This window comes from Flavobacterium sp. I3-2 (genome assembly GCF_013389595.1).
Classification (GTDB): domain Bacteria; phylum Bacteroidota; class Bacteroidia; order Flavobacteriales; family Flavobacteriaceae; genus Flavobacterium.
Genome location: NZ_CP058306.1, coordinates 3,082,438 through 3,100,800, shown reverse-complemented (window position 1 = coordinate 3,100,800; position 18,363 = coordinate 3,082,438). Strand labels below are relative to the sequence as shown.

The 18,363-nt window shown below is 28.7% G+C and carries 20 protein-coding genes and 1 tRNA gene; 5 read left to right on the top strand and 16 right to left on the bottom strand.

Going from position 1 to position 18,363, the window contains the following annotated elements; all coding sequences use genetic code 11:
• Positions 1–12 precede the first annotated feature (12 nt).
• A complete protein-coding gene (locus tag HW119_RS14700; RefSeq protein ID WP_177765669.1) occupies positions 13–492 on the top strand; it encodes a DUF2798 domain-containing protein in 480 nt (159 codons plus the stop codon).
• A gap of 225 nt (positions 493–717) precedes the next feature.
• Positions 718–1,200, top strand: a complete 483-nt coding sequence (locus tag HW119_RS14695; RefSeq protein WP_177765667.1) for a hypothetical protein — start codon at positions 718–720, stop codon at positions 1,198–1,200.
• Positions 1,201–1,260: 60 nt separating this feature from the next.
• Here the strand turns inward: HW119_RS14695 and HW119_RS14690 are convergent, their stop codons facing one another.
• Positions 1,261–1,974 carry a LytR/AlgR family response regulator transcription factor gene (locus HW119_RS14690; protein WP_177765665.1) on the bottom strand — a complete coding sequence of 238 codons (714 nt, stop codon included), beginning with the start codon at positions 1,972–1,974 and terminating at the stop codon, positions 1,261–1,263.
• Positions 1,971–3,074: a sensor histidine kinase gene (locus tag HW119_RS14685; RefSeq protein WP_177765663.1), complete on the bottom strand. Its 1,104-nt coding sequence runs from the start codon at positions 3,072–3,074 to the stop codon at positions 1,971–1,973. Before HW119_RS14685 ends, HW119_RS14690 begins: the two co-directional genes overlap by 4 nt.
• 165 nt (positions 3,075–3,239) lie before the next feature.
• On the opposite strand from HW119_RS14685, the gene HW119_RS14680 reads away from it, so the two are divergent.
• Both HW119_RS14680 and HW119_RS14675 read left to right on the top strand, forming a co-directional pair.
• Positions 3,240–3,680, top strand: a complete 441-nt coding sequence (locus HW119_RS14680) for a hypothetical protein (RefSeq protein ID WP_177765661.1) — start codon at positions 3,240–3,242, stop codon at positions 3,678–3,680.
• An 11-nt stretch (positions 3,681–3,691) separates the two neighbouring features.
• Positions 3,692–3,898, top strand: a complete 207-nt coding sequence (locus HW119_RS14675) for a hypothetical protein (RefSeq protein ID WP_177765659.1) — start codon at positions 3,692–3,694, stop codon at positions 3,896–3,898.
• Between the two features lie 117 nt (positions 3,899–4,015).
• On the opposite strand, the gene ribB is transcribed toward HW119_RS14675, so the two are convergent.
• The 9 genes from ribB to HW119_RS14630 all read right to left on the bottom strand — a co-directional run bounded on the left by ribB (position 4,016) and on the right by HW119_RS14630 (position 12,060).
• Complete coding sequence (gene ribB, locus HW119_RS14670) at positions 4,016–5,146, bottom strand: 3,4-dihydroxy-2-butanone-4-phosphate synthase (RefSeq protein ID WP_177765657.1); 1,131 nt, start codon at positions 5,144–5,146, stop codon at positions 4,016–4,018.
• Positions 5,139–6,617, bottom strand: a complete 1,479-nt coding sequence (locus tag HW119_RS14665) for an LptF/LptG family permease (protein WP_177765655.1) — start codon at positions 6,615–6,617, stop codon at positions 5,139–5,141. The genes ribB and HW119_RS14665 overlap by 8 nt, the downstream gene beginning before the upstream one ends.
• Before the next feature lie 7 nt (positions 6,618–6,624).
• A complete protein-coding gene (locus HW119_RS14660) occupies positions 6,625–7,251 on the bottom strand; it encodes a LolA family protein (protein ID WP_177765653.1) in 627 nt (208 codons plus the stop codon).
• Entirely contained in the window at positions 7,251–9,770 is a 2,520-nt protein-coding gene (locus HW119_RS14655; RefSeq protein ID WP_177765651.1) for a DNA translocase FtsK, read from the bottom strand. The genes HW119_RS14660 and HW119_RS14655 overlap by 1 nt, the downstream gene beginning before the upstream one ends.
• The gene (locus tag HW119_RS14650) at positions 9,770–10,147 is read right to left on the bottom strand and encodes a diacylglycerol kinase (protein WP_410503960.1); all 378 of its coding nucleotides are present in this window, start codon (positions 10,145–10,147) and stop codon (positions 9,770–9,772) included. The genes HW119_RS14655 and HW119_RS14650 overlap by 1 nt, the downstream gene beginning before the upstream one ends.
• A complete protein-coding gene (gene tpx, locus HW119_RS14645) occupies positions 10,147–10,644 on the bottom strand; it encodes a thiol peroxidase (RefSeq protein WP_177765649.1) in 498 nt (165 codons plus the stop codon). The genes HW119_RS14650 and tpx overlap by 1 nt, the downstream gene beginning before the upstream one ends.
• 122 nt (positions 10,645–10,766) lie before the next feature.
• Positions 10,767–11,024, bottom strand: coding sequence for a DUF6952 family protein (locus HW119_RS14640; protein WP_177765647.1), 258 nt, complete (start codon positions 11,022–11,024; stop codon positions 10,767–10,769).
• A 6-nt stretch (positions 11,025–11,030) separates the two neighbouring features.
• Positions 11,031–11,339: a thioredoxin family protein gene (locus HW119_RS14635; protein WP_177765645.1), complete on the bottom strand. Its 309-nt coding sequence runs from the start codon at positions 11,337–11,339 to the stop codon at positions 11,031–11,033.
• 79 nt (positions 11,340–11,418) lie between these two features.
• Positions 11,419–12,060 (bottom strand): peroxiredoxin, encoded by a 642-nt coding sequence (locus HW119_RS14630; RefSeq protein ID WP_177765643.1) that lies wholly within the window; start codon positions 12,058–12,060, stop codon positions 11,419–11,421.
• Between the two features lie 229 nt (positions 12,061–12,289).
• Here HW119_RS14630 and HW119_RS14625 point away from each other — a divergent pair, with 229 nt between their 5' ends.
• Entirely contained in the window at positions 12,290–14,215 is a 1,926-nt protein-coding gene (locus tag HW119_RS14625; RefSeq protein ID WP_177765641.1) for an amino acid permease, read from the top strand.
• A gap of 76 nt (positions 14,216–14,291) precedes the next feature.
• Here the strand turns inward: HW119_RS14625 and HW119_RS14620 are convergent, their stop codons facing one another.
• The 5 genes from HW119_RS14620 to HW119_RS14600 all read right to left on the bottom strand — a co-directional run bounded on the left by HW119_RS14620 (position 14,292) and on the right by HW119_RS14600 (position 18,192).
• Complete coding sequence (locus HW119_RS14620; protein WP_177765639.1) at positions 14,292–15,515, bottom strand: hypothetical protein; 1,224 nt, start codon at positions 15,513–15,515, stop codon at positions 14,292–14,294.
• 155 nt (positions 15,516–15,670) lie between these two features.
• Entirely contained in the window at positions 15,671–16,237 is a 567-nt protein-coding gene (locus HW119_RS14615; protein WP_177765637.1) for a DUF6642 family protein, read from the bottom strand.
• A 103-nt stretch (positions 16,238–16,340) separates the two neighbouring features.
• A tRNA-Met gene (locus HW119_RS14610) sits at positions 16,341–16,414 on the bottom strand.
• 189 nt (positions 16,415–16,603) lie between these two features.
• Positions 16,604–17,341 carry a tyrosine-protein phosphatase gene (locus HW119_RS14605; protein ID WP_177765635.1) on the bottom strand — a complete coding sequence of 246 codons (738 nt, stop codon included), beginning with the start codon at positions 17,339–17,341 and terminating at the stop codon, positions 16,604–16,606.
• A gap of 287 nt (positions 17,342–17,628) precedes the next feature.
• Positions 17,629–18,192: a hypothetical protein gene (locus HW119_RS14600; protein WP_177765633.1), complete on the bottom strand. Its 564-nt coding sequence runs from the start codon at positions 18,190–18,192 to the stop codon at positions 17,629–17,631.
• Positions 18,193–18,363: the final 171 nt, after the last annotated feature.

Here is an 18,363-nt window from a genome sequence, read left to right as displayed (position 1 = left end):
ATTATGAACCCAATGCCAGTTAATAAAAGAGAGAATTTAGTTTATACGTTTTTAATGGTTACTGTAATGGCAGGAGTTATGACCACTTATAATCTTGTACTTCATCAGGGATTTTCAATTTCAACCATAAAAAACGCCTGGATTGTTTTTCCGTTAACATTTACAATTGCTTTTATTGTTGAATGGTTTTTTGTAAGTAAAACGGCTCATACTTTAATTCACAAATTTGTTAAAGAAGAAGACGCTTTACCTAAAAAAATACTAATCAGTTCTTTTTGTTTTGTAACGCAAATGGTCATTTTAATGTCGGTAATAGGATCTTTGTTATTTAATGACTTAAATGACAATTGGTTTTCAGAATTATTTATCTCAATTCCAAGAAATTTTATAATGGCTTATCCATTACAAATTTTAATCGCAGGACCTTTAGTTGGTTTTGTATTCAGAAAATTATTTCCTTTAGGAACCATTGTAGATCCGATAAAAGAATAATTAAAATCATAAAAAATAACTTTAGGTTCTCACTTAAAGTTATTTTTATTTTGGATTTATTTTATTTATTAAATTCATAATTGTAGTTTAGTATAAATTTTAAGGTTGTTTGTATAAAAAGATTTAAACCATTTTTATTAATTATTTTCTTTGGATAAGTATTGAACATTTATCGTTTTAATTTTAACCTAGAAATGTTTTTATCTATTGAAAATAAACAAAAAAATGCAACCAAAGTTTTTATATCATTCCAAAGAAATTATTTTTATAACCTTACTTTGGGTTTTAATGAATTTATTTTTTGTGTTTGTTAAATATCATTTTTTACAAGAAAACGTTTTATTTGAAACCGTGAATTTAGTTTCTCATATTTCGATGCAAACAATATATCGAACAACTATTCAAACAATGTTACCTTTAGGTTTGGTTTTAGGAATATTTCATTCGTTTTTTTACAATTGGATTTATCAAAACAAAAGTTTTTTGACTTATCTTTTATCTCGAACAGCTATGTTTTGTGTATTTTTAATATTAGCATTGATGACGATGTTAGTAATAAATCCTAAATTAAACAGTTTACTTTTTTCTGAAAATTCAATTTCTAAAACAACCATTATTTTAGCAATTTTTTGGATTGTAATCGATATTTCAATTAGTTTACTTTTCAAATTAAAGAAAAGTAGGAGCGAAGTCTTCATAAAAGTTTAAAGAAGCTGAAAACTTATTTCTATTATACCAAAGTAAAATCAAATGGAATTGAAATTTAGATTAGAAATTTAAAGTTCCATTTGAATAATTTTTATAAAAATCTTTTTTGTAAACTTCACCCAACGGAATTTCATTTTCATTGATATAAATTGTGTGTGAATCAAAAGAGCTTACTTGGTTCAGATTTACAATGTAGGATTTACTAACTCGAATGAATTTTGAAAGAGGTAATTTTTTCGAAATGGTTTTAAGATTCAAGGCAGTTATTAATTTTTGATTTGCTGTATGAATAATTACATAATCTTTTAAACCTTCAATAAATAAAATGTCATTAAAAAGCACTCTATAAAAACGACGGTCTGCTTTAATAAAAAGATATTCATCCGAATTTTCGTCTAAAGCTTCTTTATTTGGATATAACAATTCAAAATGTTCAGTTGCCCTATTAATTGCTTTCAAAAGTCGGTCAGAATCTATTGGTTTTAAAAGATAATCAAGTGCATTTAAATCATAACTTTTTAGTGCGTATTGTCCGTACGCAGTCGTGAAAATGACCATGGTTTCTGAAGTTATTTTTTTAGCAAACTCCAAACCGTTTAAATGCGGCATTTCAATATCCAAAAAAATCAAATCAACTTTGTTATTTTCTAAAAATTCTAAAGCCTTCAAAGCCGATGAAAACTTAGCCAAGATTTCAATAGTAGCAACTTCGTTTATTAGCGCTTCAAGCTCTTGGCGTGCTAATGGTTCGTCGTCTATAATGATGCAATTCATACCGGAAAAATTAAAGTTACTGTGTATTTATTGAGTGTCGATTCAATTTGTAATTGATGTTTCTTACCAAAAATAAGTTCTAATCTTCTTTTAATATTAACCAAACCTAAACCGTTATAGTTTGTGTTTTTATTAATTGTAATTTTACTATCGGTTGAATTTACGCAGGTAAAATGCAAATGATTATTTATGATAGTTAGGTAAACTTTGACATAAACTTCATCATCGTTTAATGATACGCTATGTTTTATGGCATTTTCAATAAAAACTGTAAATAATCCAGGCGGAATCATCAAGCGATTTAAATCAGATTGTTTGACATTGTTTTCAAATTCAACCTGAAAATTGTCTTTTCTGATTTGTTCTAACCTAAGAAAATTGGTCATGAATTCAATTTCAGATATAAGTAATACTTTTTCTTTATTATTCTCATATAGCTGATAACGTAAAAACTCTGATAATTGTATAATTACTGTATTTGCCATTTCAGGATTGATTCGAATTAAAGCTTTGACATTGTTTAGCATATTAAACAAAAAATGTGGACTTATTTGATTTTTTAATTCATTAAGTTCCATTTCAAATGTAATATTTTTTAGTTCATTGATACGTTTGTTATCTTTAATCCACCGTTGCAATAATTTAATAGTTGTTGAAACTGAAATTAAAGATGCACAAACAATTACAATTCTACTCAAATCATTTTTTAGATAAGAATTTCTTTCAATAAAGGCAGGGTCATGAAGTAAATTGTTTTCTAAAAGCGGATAAAAATAATTTCTGTTTATAAATCCTAAAATGGTAATTCCAAAAGTTGCTAATAAGATTAATAAAATAGTATAAGGAACATATTTTGATTTAAATAAAAAGACAGGAACCAAAATGTACATATTGATATAAAACATAAGTACAAAGATGATGTAAATGTTCAAGGCAATATAATTTCCAACTGGTGAACCGTAAATGGTATTCTGATTTCCTGTAAATGTAATTATGAAAAAAACACTTAGAAACAAAACATGTCTTTTCCATCTAGATTTATCCTCAGTTAAAAAGTCTAAAACTCTTTGGTCTTTATTATTAATTTTAAAATCTTCCATCGTAACAAAAATACTTTAAGTTTTAGTTTGTCAAGTTATTTTTATACAAACCTTTAATAAATTTATATAAAATAAAAGCTCTTTTGTAGCGTTAGAATGTAGGTTGATAGAAAAACAAATATTCATGTTTGTATTTGTATTTATTTTGTACCAAAGTGAAATAAAATGAACATCGAGATTTTTCATAAATTTTCAAATCGTATTGATGCTGATTTGACAAAAGAAGAAAATTTATTGAAACAAATACAAATTGCAGATTCAATAAATTTTATCGAATCATTAGATACAAATTTTAAACTTATAGAATGCACTTCTTATCCTTTAAATATTTTTCAAAAAGACACAAATAGATTTGGGGTTTTATTTTATGAGTTAGCAATTATTGATAATGAGTTTTTGTTTCCGAATATTCACAATCATTATGCAACGTCATTTTATAAAGAACAAATAGGAATTGATGAATTTTGGTTTGTATTCGTTGAAGATAAAGTACATAAAAAGCAAAGTGATTATTTTCAATTTATTGAAAAACATCAATTAAAATATAAGTTTGATAGTTTTTATTTATTTAACTATCAGGATAAGGTGAATAGAAAATTGAAATAAAAAATGTTTTGATGGTAAAGATTTTTAAAACAAATGTTGAAACTACAGCTGAAGCTTTCTTTATTTTAAGAGAGCTTAATCAACTGTATATTGGAAATATAAATTTTGATTTAGAGGATTGTGATCGTATTTTACGAATTGATGCGACAAATTATTCGAGTTCAGATATTATAAAAACATTTGAAAGTTTAGGTTTTTATTGCGTTGAAATACATTGAAATTGAAATTTGAGACTTTTTAATTTAAAAAAACCGATTAGTTTTTTCTAATCGGTTTTTTACAAAGAAAGAGAAATAAGATTTCCCGATAAGGTTCAATTTTTTTATTTGAAAGAATTAAAAATTAATATAATCCATAATTTCTAAACCATATCCAATCATACCAACGCGTTTCGTTTCGCCAGAATTAGACATCAATTTAATTTTAGAAATATTTAAATCGTGTAAAATTTGGGCACCAATTCCAAAATCTTTTGCATCTAAAACTACTTTTGGAGCTTTGGCAACTTCAGTTTCTGATTGATTTGCTTTTAGTTCTGCTAAACGATTTAATAAATTTAAGTTTGAATTATCTTGGTTGATAAAAATAATGGCACCACGACCTTCTTTATCAATTGCTTTAAACATTTTGTCTAACTTTTCTTCGTTATTGTTAGTTAATGTTTCTAAAATATCGTTATTAATTTGTGTTGAATTAATACGAGTTAAAACCGTATCACCATTGTTCCAAACACCTTTTGTAAGTGCAATATGAATCTGTTTGTTTGTAACTTGTAAATATGCTCTTAAACGAAATTGACCAAATTTAGTGTTGATTTCAAAATCTTCTTTTTTCTGAATCAAACTGTCGTGTTTCATTCGGTAAGCAACCAAATCTTCAATTGAAATAAGTTTTAAATCAAAGCGTTTTGCTACTTCAACTAACTGAGGTAAGCGAGCCATAGATCCATCTTCATTTAAAATTTCAACTAAAATTCCAGCTGGTTTAAAACCTGCTAAACGAGCAAGATCGACTGCAGCTTCTGTATGTCCAGTTCTTCTTAAAACACCACCTTCTTTAGCAATTAAAGGAAAAATATGTCCAGGTCTTCCAAAATCTTCTCCTTTTGCATTTTCGTTTACTAAATATGAAATGGTTTTAGATCGATCATGTGCAGAAATTCCTGTTGAACAACCATGACCAATTAAATCTACAGAAACTGTAAAAGCAGTTTGATGCAAAACAGTATTGTTAGTTACCATTGGATGTAAATCTAATTCTTTACATCTTTTTTGTGTTAAAGGAGCACAAATTAAACCTCTTCCGTGTGTTGCCATGAAGTTAATCATCTCAGGAGTAACTTTTTCTGCAGCAGCAATAAAATCTCCTTCGTTTTCTCGGTTTTCATCATCAACTACAATGATTACTTTTCCTTGGCGAATATCTTCAATCGCCTCTTCAATTGTATTTAGTTGAATGTCAGACATTTTTATTTTGTTTTTTATTGAATGTTTTCTTAAAAAATTCTTTTACAGAATATATTATATTATCAAAGCTATTTATACCTCGATCTTTTGTTGCTTTTGATGTAAAGCTTATTGCCAAAGGAAGTAACACTAGAGTTGACAACCAAGCTCCAAGTACTGGCGGAATTCCGTTTTCTTGAGCCAATTTTCTTCCAAATGTATTAATGAAATGATAGGTAATAAAAATTAAAACGGCGAAAACCATAGGTAAACCTAAACCACCTTTTCTAATAATTGCACCTAGTGGAGCACCTATAAAAAACATCAATAAACAAGAAAACGCAACAACAAATTTTTCATAAAAAGAAATGTAATGCTTATTTATGTTTTTTTGTTTTTCAAGCATATTTTGTTCATTATTTTTTAACGTATAATAAATGCTTTCAACGTTAGATGAAGCTAATCTATAAATTTGAGATTTTGTGTTTTTAGATTGCTTATCAATGATTTCAATAATTTCAATAATTTCTATTTTTTTAGAGACTTGAGGAAGCGAATCAAGTTTGTTAATCATAAGATTACTCAATTGTGTATTAACTCTAATACCAAGATTATCCAAATTCGATTTGTTTTCGTCTCTAAAATTGTTATTCAACGAATCCAAAGTATAGTTCAATTGATTAATACTCATCATTGAAGCGGTGTTAGTAATCTCAATTTTTTCTTCTTCTGAATTATCAAATTGTGATAAATCAATATTTATTGTATATTTTTCAAAATATGTTTTTACAAAAGGGACTTTGTTTTGTGAAACATTACTATTTGTTGAAGGAGAAACATCTTCATAATAATTTCCATTAAAAAGATGAAGTTGCAAAATACTTGAATTGTCATCTGTTTCTAATTCACCCTTTTCAGCTTTGATAACTGTTTTGTTTTCAAAATTAGAATTAGATTTAATGTGCATGGTCACGTTTTTTAGATGTTGACCACGATCTCCCGTTTTTTCATCAACTTTGATATTAATATTTCCGAGATCATTAAATTGTCCAGCTGTAATTGCCATTGCTGGTTTGGTATGTAAAATATCTTTACGAAGATTTACAAATTTAAATTCAGATTTTGGAGCTACATCATTAACAAACCAAAATGAAATTCCTGCTAAAATTAAAATGAAAATTATCAATGAACGCATCGCGCGTTGTAGAGAAATACCTGCAGATTTCATAGCGGCAAACTCATAATTTTCAGAAAAATCTCCAAAAGTCATAATTGAAGCTAACAAAACAGATAGTGGTAAAACCATCGGAATCATCTTTGGAGAATAGTAAAATAAAAATTTTACAATAGTAAGAACGTCTAAGTCTTTACCTGCTAATTCAGCGATAAAGACCCAGACGCCTTGTAAAACGAATATAAAATATAATATCGCAAATACCGATAAGAATGTTTTTATAAATGTTGTTAGAATATATCGATCAAGAATTTTCACTCTTTATTTAATCTATTTTGTTGATGTAATATTTTGGATACTTTGATTCGGTAAAGGTAAAATGATTTTTCGATAAAGTTTGATTTGTTTTAAATGATTTTACAGTTAATGTTGATTTTGAACCATTTTTGTAAACGTCAATTTTATTGTATATATGTTTTGTTTTACTATCAATCCCTAGTAGTATCTCTTTTACATCTGATTTTCCGGTAGGTTTTAATTTGATGTATTGAATGTTTCTTCCATTTACATTCTGAGAAATATCCCAAGAAAATGTGTATCCCGAATTAAAAAACGTTAATAACTTAGATGGTGTTAAAGATTCGTCTCCGCTTTTCTTTGGATTTTGGATGGTTACTTCTTCGTCTTCTGGATTTATAGTATAAACTTTTGAACCATCAAATATTCTAGTAATTCCCATATAATTCAGAACATATTTATCTCCACTTAAAGTAATATTACCTTTACTATTCTGACCGTTGTTATTCACATCAAAATCGATAGCAATATTATTATATGATTTTACTTTAGTAGTCACTTCATTAAGTAAAGCTTTTGCTTTATCCGAATTTTGTGCATTTACTTGACTAAAACTAATTAAAGTGATAGCTATAAGGGCAAATAATTTTTTCATTAATTGTTGTTGTTTTCGTTATTCAAAAAATGATCAAGAGAAGCTAAATCTGTGATGTTTACAGAACGCGCTTTACTACCTTCAAAAGGACCTACAATTCCTGCAGCTTCTAATTGATCGATAATTCTTCCAGCTCTGTTGTATCCTAATTTCAATTTACGCTGTAATAAAGAAGCAGAACCTTGTTGTGCAGTTACAATAATTTCAGCAGCTTCTCTAAACATTACATCTCTGTCGGCAATATCTATATCAAGACTTGTGCCAGTTTCTTCACCTACATATTCAGGTAATAAATAAGCATCAGAATAACCTTTTTGTGAACCGATAAATTCGGTGATTTTTTCAACTTCGGGTGTGTCAACAAATCCACATTGCACACGAATAGTATCGTTACCTTGTGTAAAAAGTAAATCTCCACGACCAATTAATTGATCTGCTCCTGGACCATCTAAAATGGTTCTTGAATCGATTTTAGAACTTACTCTAAACGCAATTCGGGCAGGGAAATTGGCTTTAATAATACCTGTGATTACATTTACAGACGGACGTTGTGTTGCAATAATTAAATGAATTCCAATAGCTCGAGCTAACTGTGCTAAACGGGCAATCGGAGTTTCAACTTCTTTACCAGCTGTCATAATCAAATCGGCAAACTCATCGACAACCAAAATGATATACGGTAAAAATTTATGTCCGTTTTCAGGATTTAATTTTCGTTGCTTAAATTTCTCATTATATTCTTTAATGTTACGAACCATTGCATCTTTTAATAAAGAATAGCGATTGTCCATTTCAATACATAATGAATTTAAGGTATTGATAACTTTAGTATTATCAGTTATAATCGCTTCGTCTGTATCGGGTAATTTTGCCAAATAATGACGTTCGATTTTATTGAATAAAGTAAGTTCAACTTTTTTCGGGTCAACCAATACAAACTTAACTTCAGCTGGATGTTTTTTGTATAACAACGAAGTTAAAACAGCATTTAATCCAACCGATTTACCTTGACCTGTTGCACCAGCCATCAATAAGTGAGGCATTTTAGCTAAGTCAAATACAAAAGTTTCGTTTGAAATGGTTTTACCTATTGCAATCGGAAGTTCCATTTCTGCATTCTGAAATTTCGGTGAAGATATCAAACTACGCATTGAAACTGTAGTTGGATTTGTATTTGGAACTTCAATACCAATAGTTCCTTTTCCTGGAATAGGAGCAATGATACGAATTCCTAAAGCTGCTAACGAAAGCGCGATGTCATCCTCTAAACTTTTAATTTTAGAGATTCGAATTCCTGCATCTGGAACAATTTCGTACAAGGTTACCGTCGGACCAACTGTTGCTTTAATTTGCGCAATACCAATTTTGTAATTGTTTAGCGTTTCAACAATTCTATTTTTATTTTCTTCAAGTTCAGCCTGATTAATTGTGATTCCTTTCGTGGTATGTTCAATTAAAAGTTCTGACGAAGGAAATTGATATTTAGATAACTCTAAAGTTGGGTCAAATTCTCCAAAATCGGCTACTAATTTATTAGCTAAATTTTCTTCGATGGTTAATTCTTCTTCAACTTGTTCAATGATAAATTCTTCTGTTGACTCTAAAGGAATTTCAATTTGTTTTGGTGCAACTTCTGTTTTTAAATCAAACGAATTGGTATTGTCTAACGAATGAATTGTTGATAATTCAGGTCCTTCGTATGATTTTTTGTCGTTATTTAATTGATGATTTTGATTGTTAAAAACTATTTCAGATTTTGTTTCTTCATCTTCTTTTAAAATAGTTGGTTTGTTAGTTGGCGGAACTATTTCATTTAAAGTTTCTTTTTCTGTTGGGATTACAACGTTTTTAGTTGTTTGATTATCTGTTTCGTTGTTTTTAATTAATTCTTCAGCTTTTGCAATATTTTCGTCTAAAGTGTTTTTTGCACCTTTTACAATATCTGTAAAACGTTCTGGTGACATTTTGATTCTAAAAAGTAAATAAAATAAAATGAAGAAAACAATTAATAAAGTTGTTCCTAAATTTCCTAAATAACTTTGGATATAAGCATTCATTTCAAAGCCAACGTTACCGCCAAGATATAAATGATTTTTACTGAAATGACCTAAAGATACCGACAAAATAATGATTGCAAATAAATCCCAAAAGATTATTCTTCTCAATTTCGAAGCAGGAAATTTAAAGATAAAATAAGCAGAAATACTGATGGATATTTTTACAAAAAGAAATGAAGCGATTCCAAAACCTTCATAAATGAAAAAATTTGCTAAAAAAGCACCTAGTTTTCCAAGCCAATTATCTGATTTAACATTACTATCTCCGATTAAATCAATTACACTTTGATCGTAATTTCCAGTTGAAAAATAGGAAATGAAACTAAGTAATAAAGCAATACCGGTGAATAAAAAAATTGTAGCAATCAAAAAAATTATTCGATTGCCATTAGTTGCTTTTTTAGGTTCCGTTTTAGCCTTACTTGTATTTTGTTTCGTATTCTTTTTGTTATTGTTTGCCATTAAAATAAATTAAATTTTGGTAAATAAATAATTGCAAGGATTATCAATGTACCAAGTGCTGCAAAAGTTACAGCACCAGCTGCAATGTCTTTAATTTCTCCGATTTTTTTGTGATAGTTAGGATGAATAAAATCAGCAATTTTTTCGACTGCTGTGTTTAGTCCTTCTACACTTAAAATTAAAAAGAAAGCCAAAGTTTGAATCATCCATTCGGTTGCTGAAATCTTAAAATAGAATCCAGCACAACTCATGATGAATAATCCGATTAATTGCGTAATTATTGAATGTTCGGTAGTTGCTAGTTTCTTAAAACCAATAAAAGCATATTTGATACTAGCAATTCTTCCCGAAATAAAAGATTGATTTTTTTGTAACATTATTTGGTAGCTTCTAGAGCAGCTTCGTAATTTGGTTCAGTTGTAATTTCAGGAACTAATTGAGAATAAACAACGATTCCTTCTTCATTTAAAACAACAACTGCTCGAGCTAATAAACCTTTTAAAGGGCCATCTGTTAATTCAACGCCATATTTTCTCCCAAAGTCTGATCTAAAGTCAGAAGCCATAATAACGTTGTTTAAACCTTCTGCAGCACAAAAACGATTCTGAGCAAATGGTAAATCTTTTGAAATACAAATGACAACCGTATTTTCTAAAGAACTCAAGTCTTTATTGAATATACGAACAGATTGCGCGCAAACTCCAGTGTCAACACTTGGAAAGATGTTTAAAACTACTTTTTTTCCTAAATAGTCTGTGAAGTTTAAAGCTGATAAATCGGTTTTAACCAATTCGATATTTTCTGCTTTTGATTGATTTTGAGGAAGATTTCCAATTGTATTTAAAGTATTCCCTTTTAAAGTAACTGTTGCCATAATTTTAGTTTTTTATAGTTTCAAAAATAAGGAAATTTAACTTAGTAATGTAATTTTATTTCACAAAAAAGCGCCTTTGAAAAATCAAAGACGCTCAGGAAATATTTGTTGTTTGTTGAATGTTATTTGTCAATCGAACCTAAAACACGTTGCATGAAAGTGTTTAAAGCTTCTTTTTTAGGCATTCCTGCCTTAACCATTTTGTCTACTTCAACAGCACCATACATGTTCGAAATTAATTCGGCAATTACATCTAATTCTTCATCTTTTAATGAAGGAACTTCGCATAATGCTTCTAAAACTTCAATGGTTTCGTTTACGTAATCTTGGTCGTTATCCTCAATAAATTGAGTCAAATGTTTGATGATAGGTAATTTCATAATTAATTAAGCAATTTCGTTAACTAAATCAGCTAAAACTTCAGCTTTATTGGTTTGTGTTTCGTTTACTAATTTTCCGTCAACAAAAGTTGCGAAAGTTGGTAAGTTAGAAACGTTTGCTAATTTTCTTGATTCTGGAAATTTTTCAGCATCAACAATTACGAAAGTAATATCTTCTTTTTCAGTTGACATTTTTTTGAATTTCGGTTTCATGATACGACAGTTTCCACACCATGAAGCTGAAAATTGAACAGCAACTTTGTTATTTCCGTTTACAATTTCTTGTAAATTATCTTGATCTAATTCTAATAACATGATTTTTGATTTTAAATAAAAATCCAAACTCAAGTTAATGAATTTCAAGAATTTGGATTATGTTAGTTAAATGTATTGATTAGTTTAATTTTGCTAAATATTCTGCAGTAGAATTTCTGTCAGCGTGCATTGCTTCTTTTCCTTCTTCCCAGTTAGCTGGACAAACTTCTCCGTGCGTTTGAACGTGTGTGTACGCATCGATTAAACGTAAAAACTCGTTTACATTACGTCCTAATGGCATATCGTTAACTGCTTCGTGGAAAATTTTTCCTGTTTCGTCAACTAAGTAAGTTGCGCGGTAAGTAACGTTTGAACCTTCGATAACCACTTGGTCTAATTCTTCATTGTATTCAGAAGATTCGATATCTAAAATTCCTAAAGCTGTAGATAAATTACGAGTTGTATCAGCTAATAAAGGGTAAGTTACACCTTCGATTCCTCCGTTATCTTTTGCAGTGTTTAACCAAGCAAAGTGAACTTCGTTTGTATCACAAGAAGCACCGATTACCATCGTGTTTCTTTTTTCAAACTCAGCTAAAGCTGCTTGAAAAGCGTGTAATTCAGTTGGACAAACGAAAGTGAAATCTTTTGGATACCAGAATAATAATACTTTTTTATTGTTTTTTGTAGCTTCTTCTAAAACGTTAATTCTTAAATTATCTCCCATTTCAGAAATTGCGTCAACAGTAATGTTTGGGAATTTTTTTCCAACTAATGCCATGATTTATATATTTTAAAGTTAATAATTTCTCTATTTTATTATACTGCAAATTTACGCCTTATGTTTAGATTTTCCTTATCAAGTTGATTATTATTTCTTATTCAAGAATAGAATTTATTTATACTAACTTTTATTTCTATAATGCTATTCTACTTTTTATTTTTATCTTTATTTTAGCCAAGTTGAATGTGTTATTGAAACATTATTATTTAAATAAAACAAACACTGAATGAATTTATTTCGAAAAAAGTCGGTTACCGATATTTTAAATCAACTAGAATCAGACCAAAAAGATAACAAATCATTAGGAAAATATCTTACCCAACGTGATTTAATTTTCTTTGGAATTGCTGCAATAGTTGGTGCAGGTATTTTTAGTACCATTGGAAAAGCTAGTGCCGACGGAGGTCCAGCAGTAATCTTTTTATTTATTTTTACAGCAATGGCTTGTGCATTTGCTGCTTTTGCTTATGCCGAATTTGCTTCGATGGTTCCTGTTTCTGGAAGTGCTTATACCTATAGTTATGTCGCTTTTGGAGAATTGATAGCATGGATTATTGGTTGGGCATTGATTATGGAATATGCCATTGGTAATATTACGTTGGCCATTTCATGGAGTGATTATTTTACTGGATTACTCGATAATATAGGAATTCATTTACCACAATGGATTCAAATGGATTATTTAACTGCAAGTAGAGGATATGCTGATGCAGAAGCTTTGATGTTAAATGGAAAAACATTTGATAATTTGCCTTTGTATCTACAACATGCGCATCAAGCTTGGTTGAGTGCTCCGCAAATTGGCTCGTTTCATTTTGTAGCTGATATTCCTGCCTTAGGAATTATTGTATTGATAACTTGGTTGGTTTATCGCGGAATGAAAGAATCGCGAAATGCGAGTAATATTATGGTTATCGTTAAATTAGCTGTAATCGCATTGGTTTTAATTGTAGGGATTTTTTATGTCGATACATCGAATTGGGATCCATTTGCTCCAAACGGAATCACTGGTGTTTTAAAAGGAGTTTCAGCAGTTTTCTTTGCTTATATTGGTTTTGATGCGATTTCTACAACTGCTGAAGAGTGTAAAAATCCACAACGAGATTTACCACGCGGGATGCTTTGGTCGATTGTAATTTGTACGATTATTTATATTTTGATTGCTTTAGTTTTAACCGGTATGGTGAATTATAAAGAACTAAATGTTGGTGATCCTTTAGCTTTTGTTTTTGATAAATTAAATCTAAAATGGCTTTCTGGTGTAATTGCAGTAAGTGCCGTTGTTGCCATGGCGAGTGTACTTTTGGTTTTTCAGATGGGACAACCACGTATTTGGATGAGTATGAGCCGTGATGGATTGTTACCTGAAAAATTCGCAACCATTCATCCGAAATATAAAACGCCTTCGTTTGCAACTATTGTTACAGGTTTTGTTGTGGCTATTCCAGCTTTGTTTATGAATCTAACCATGGTAACTGATTTGTGTTCTATCGGTACTTTATTTGCGTTTTCATTGGTATGTGCAGGTGTGCTAATTCTTCAAGATAAAGATATTCCTCGAGGTAGTTTTAAAACGCCATATGCAAATGCAAAATATTTTTTACCATTAATTACGATTGGAATTCTTGTTTATGCATTTACAATTAAAAAATCTGATACAATCGCTTTTATAACAAATGCTCCTGAAATTGTACAACCTCATGATTTGGTAACGTCGTTAAATAAAGATGAAGCTACTATTTTGTTAAACTATTTATCTGAAAACGATTTGATTCAAACTACTGAACATTCAGATGATTTAGAATATAATCTAACGTATTTAAAAGAACATTCAAATGCTGATTATGATAATGTAATTGCGCAATCTCCTTTAAGTTTTGAATCTAAATATGAAACCGGATTTGAATTGTTTAAACATAAAATCCCACTTTGGATTTTTTCGTTCTTTATGATATTTTTTAATATTTGGGCAATTCGTAAAAACTTATCATTAATACCGATGTTAGGTTTGGTTTGTTGTTTTTACATGATGGCAGAATTAACCGTTTGGAATTGGTTGTATTTTGGAATTTGGTTGGTAATTGGTTTGGTAATTTACTTCAGTTATTCAAGATTTCACAGTAAACTTAATCTTGATTTAGAAGCTAAATAAATTCTAAAATTTAGATTTTAATTTAGATTCGGAATATCTATAAATAAACAGCAGTCATTTTTGACTGCTGTTTTTTTTATAATAAAATCATGGCTTGAATAGTAAATACTTGATTTGCATTTTTTGGTAGGTAATTAGATTTTTGATATTCGACTGTTACTTTTGCATTTAATCCATCTATATACCAATTCGCGCCTAATTTAAAGTCATTTGCAGCTTTGTCTAGTCCCGTAAAATCCCGAGTTGAATATGCAATATATGGTTGGAATCTGTTTTTGTATTTTGATTCGCCTTCTCTTATTTTTTTAGGAATAAGATAACCAACATGACCGCTAAATTGGTTTCCATTTCCAACAACAAAACCTTGCAAATAACGATCTCCTAAATCAGAGTTTTGAAATTTGGCGTATGCTGTTATGGATGAGCTTTCGCCAATTGGTGCATCGTAAAATAAATCTAATGCGTAGTGTTTTGCATCTTTTGAGATTAAATTACCATTTAAGTTTTCAACAATTGCATCATTTTGACTGAAAAAACCAGCACCAATATTAAATATTTTCTTGCTTCCTAAATAGGTTCCAACTCGATAAGGAAGAAGGTTCGATTCTTGGTCTAAAAATTGATAATCTACATAACCTGAATAAGCATATTTTGCTTTTTGTAATAAAGCTTTTCCTAAATATTTTTCTTCACCAGGATTTAAAATGGTATTCGAATCGCCGTCTAGCGTTGAAACTACAGCATCACTGATTGAAAAACGATAATTGAATTTGTCAATTTTACCTTTTGCAAACATTCCCAAATGATTTAAATATTGGTCTGATAAGCCTAAAGTTGACCAATCTGACCTATTGTTATCAAGTGTTAACATATTTATAGAACCTTGACCATTACCTCGAGAAATACCACCATAATTATGTAAACCTCCACCTAAAGATAAAAAATCAGTTACTTTGTACTGAAGAATCATTTCGTGAAGAAAAATTTGTACATCGTTTCCTTTTCCCATTGGACTTAGATTGTTGTCAGAAATTCCATTCGCGCCAAAATGAGTTAGGATCATGAATTTATCGTTTAACTGTGAATATGCAATTAAACGGGCTCTTTTTACTGAAAAACCATCATTCTGATTATGACCTTCGTAATCTTGAAACCAAGCTTGACCAAATAAAATGAATCGAATGTATTTTTTTCCGTCGTCGTTTAATTTTACCACATAGCCACTCTCATATTCTGATGCGTATTGTGCTTTTATGGATAATGTAGAAAATAAGAATAAAGCTAAAAGTAGTTTTTTCATTAAAGTTGAAATAATTTATTTGATAATTGTTTTTAAAAATACTTCAAAAAATAGATTTGAAAATGAATAAACTTTTGTTTTTGAGTATTTTTATTGATTTGTATAAAAAATTAAGAAATAAAAAAAGATAATAAAAATATTTTAGTCTTTAAAATTTAATAGTATAGTCTAAAACCCATATTTGTGCAAAGTGCGTACTGTTGTTCAAATAACTTTTCGATGAGTTCAAAAATATTATCATATACTTGATAGAGTTTAAAATAATGATAATCTAAAATATTACTAAAAATAGGGGAGTTATTTGTATAGCCAGAAATTGCTTTGGCGCCAGTAATGTCTAAAAAATATTGTGCTGTTTCTTCATCTAAATTTAAATCTTTAGTGTTGGCAAAGTGTAAAATTTTATTATTTAGTTTTCCTTGAAATACTTCGGCGATTTCTTCAAAAGAATATAAATATCCATCGATTTCAATAGTGCCATTTTTTCCTGAAAGAATTAGATAAATCAATTCATATTCTTTGAAATTTCTATCTGTGTAAACTAAAGTTTCCAAACTTTCTTGAAATGATTCAATACTGTCAAAATTTTTATAAACATTTGTAATACCAAAATTTAAAGTTAGTTTTTCTAACATGAAGAAAACGTTTAATTCGGGATTTTCTTCTAATTCGGAAGTGTTTTGTAGGCAATAAAGTTTATAACTCTCTTCTGCAAAATTCATTTTCTAGTTGATTTAATTGGTGGCTGATAAATTATGAAAAAAAAAAATCTATATTTAAAATTTGAGAATAAAAAAAGGAAACAATTTCTTGTTTCCTTTGTTGTAGCGAAGACGGGAGTTGAACCCGTGACCTCAGGGTTATGAATCCTGCGCTCTAACCAACTGAGCTACCTCGCCATAAATTGGTTAATTGTTTTTCAGATTATAATTTAATATTAATTAAACTTTAATTTTTCCTGATTTCAACGGTGCAAATATAGAGACTCTTTCTAGAAAATACAAGCTTTGTGAAAGTTTTTTTTATCTGTAAGATGTTTTTTTTTATTAACTGTTAATACTCAATTCAATGCGTTTTTTTGTTGTAAATTATTCAAGATAAATATTTTTCATCAATTCTAAATCTACTTTTAATACTGCTTTTAAATAATTCTCAACAGATTGATACGTTTCATTGATTGCCTCAAATGCATTTTTTAAATAAGTAGGTTGAACTAAAAATACATCCGCCAAAGCTGGATTTTGAGAAATATACGTTTGATATTTAGTTTTTAAAAATACGTTTGAAAGCATATAATCTGATTCGATTTCATTCCAATTCACATTTAAAGCTTCAAGAATTAATGCTGTAGCAACTCCGGTTCTATCTTTTCCAGCTGTACAATGATAAATAATCGAAGAGTTTTCGTGGTTTTCAAGTACTTTAAAAAAAGCCGAATATTCTTTTATTGCATCGTCACTTAAAACCATTTCTTTATAAAAATTCATTAAAAGAGGTTTAAAATCGGAAATTCCTTTTTGAATTTCTGTCATAAAAGACTCCATATTAGCAGCTAAAATATCCAAGTGAATTTGGTTTTTACATGTGGTAGGAACTTTGTCAATAGATTGAGATCTTTCAAAATCTGTTCTAAAATCTACAACTGTTTGAATGTTTAGTTGAGCTAACAATTCTAAATCTATAGGTTGTAGATTACTTAATTCGTCTGTTCTAAATAGTAAATTGCGTTTTATTGTTTTACCATCTTTTGTAGGAATTCCACCTAAATCTCTAAAATTGAATCCGCCTTTTATCGGTAATATTCTGCTTGTTTCTTGTGTTGTCATTTTAATTTTCTTATACAGAATCTAAAATTACGTTTTTTCTAGTTTATTAATTAAAAAAAATAACTTATTATTGTTTGTATTACAAACTTAATTACTTTTGAGTCATTGTTTTGATTTTCTATTTCTGGGGAATATTTTTAAATAACTTATTATTTAAATGAAGAGTTTATAATTTTGTATGTAAAAACATTATTAAAAAAAACATTTATTGTTTTGTGTTTACTTTCAATTTAGAAAACATAGTCGTTATTTTAGTAGAAATTTAATATTTAAATGTATCTCATTTTTCATTCAATGTTATGATATATGTATGTAGTATCGAGTTCGTATTTATATTTGACTTTATTAAATTTAAAAACAGATATTTTTAGTTTTGAGGGATTATATGCTTCTAACTCTTCACTCGAACGAATTGTCCATAAACCTTCTTTTTCTTTTTCATATTCTGGATTTTTCAAGTAATCCAAAAATGCTAATTTGTAATAATTTACATGTTGATTTAAAAATAAACCAGCCAAACATCCGCCCGTTCCACAAGCTTTTAAATTTACTAATACATCTTTCTTTCCATCTGCATTAAAGTCTTCAATAGTGGTTATTTCAGTTTGAGAAGTTATTTCTACAAATTCGAAATTTTTAGGTGGAATAATTTTGACATAATTTTCATCAAGTTTTTTAATTAACATAAATAGACTATCGTCGGAATTGTTGGTTAACAATTCTTTAGATAAGGTTTGAAATTTCTTTTCGTCGATAGTATCAGTTTCTTTTTGTTTAGCTACTGCGCATTTGTGAGTGTACGAAGTAAAATTTAGAAACGTTAAAGCTAAAATTGCAATAATCTCTTTCAATTTTGTTTTTTTATAAAGATTTCTTCTTCAATTCTTTTTAAGAAGTATTAATTCTAGAAACAATTATGATTGCTTATTTTTTTAACATTAACAAATTTAATAAAAACAAAAGTAAAAAGCATTTTACATTATATAAAATTCAAAATTAGTCAAATTTATTTCGCCGATTAA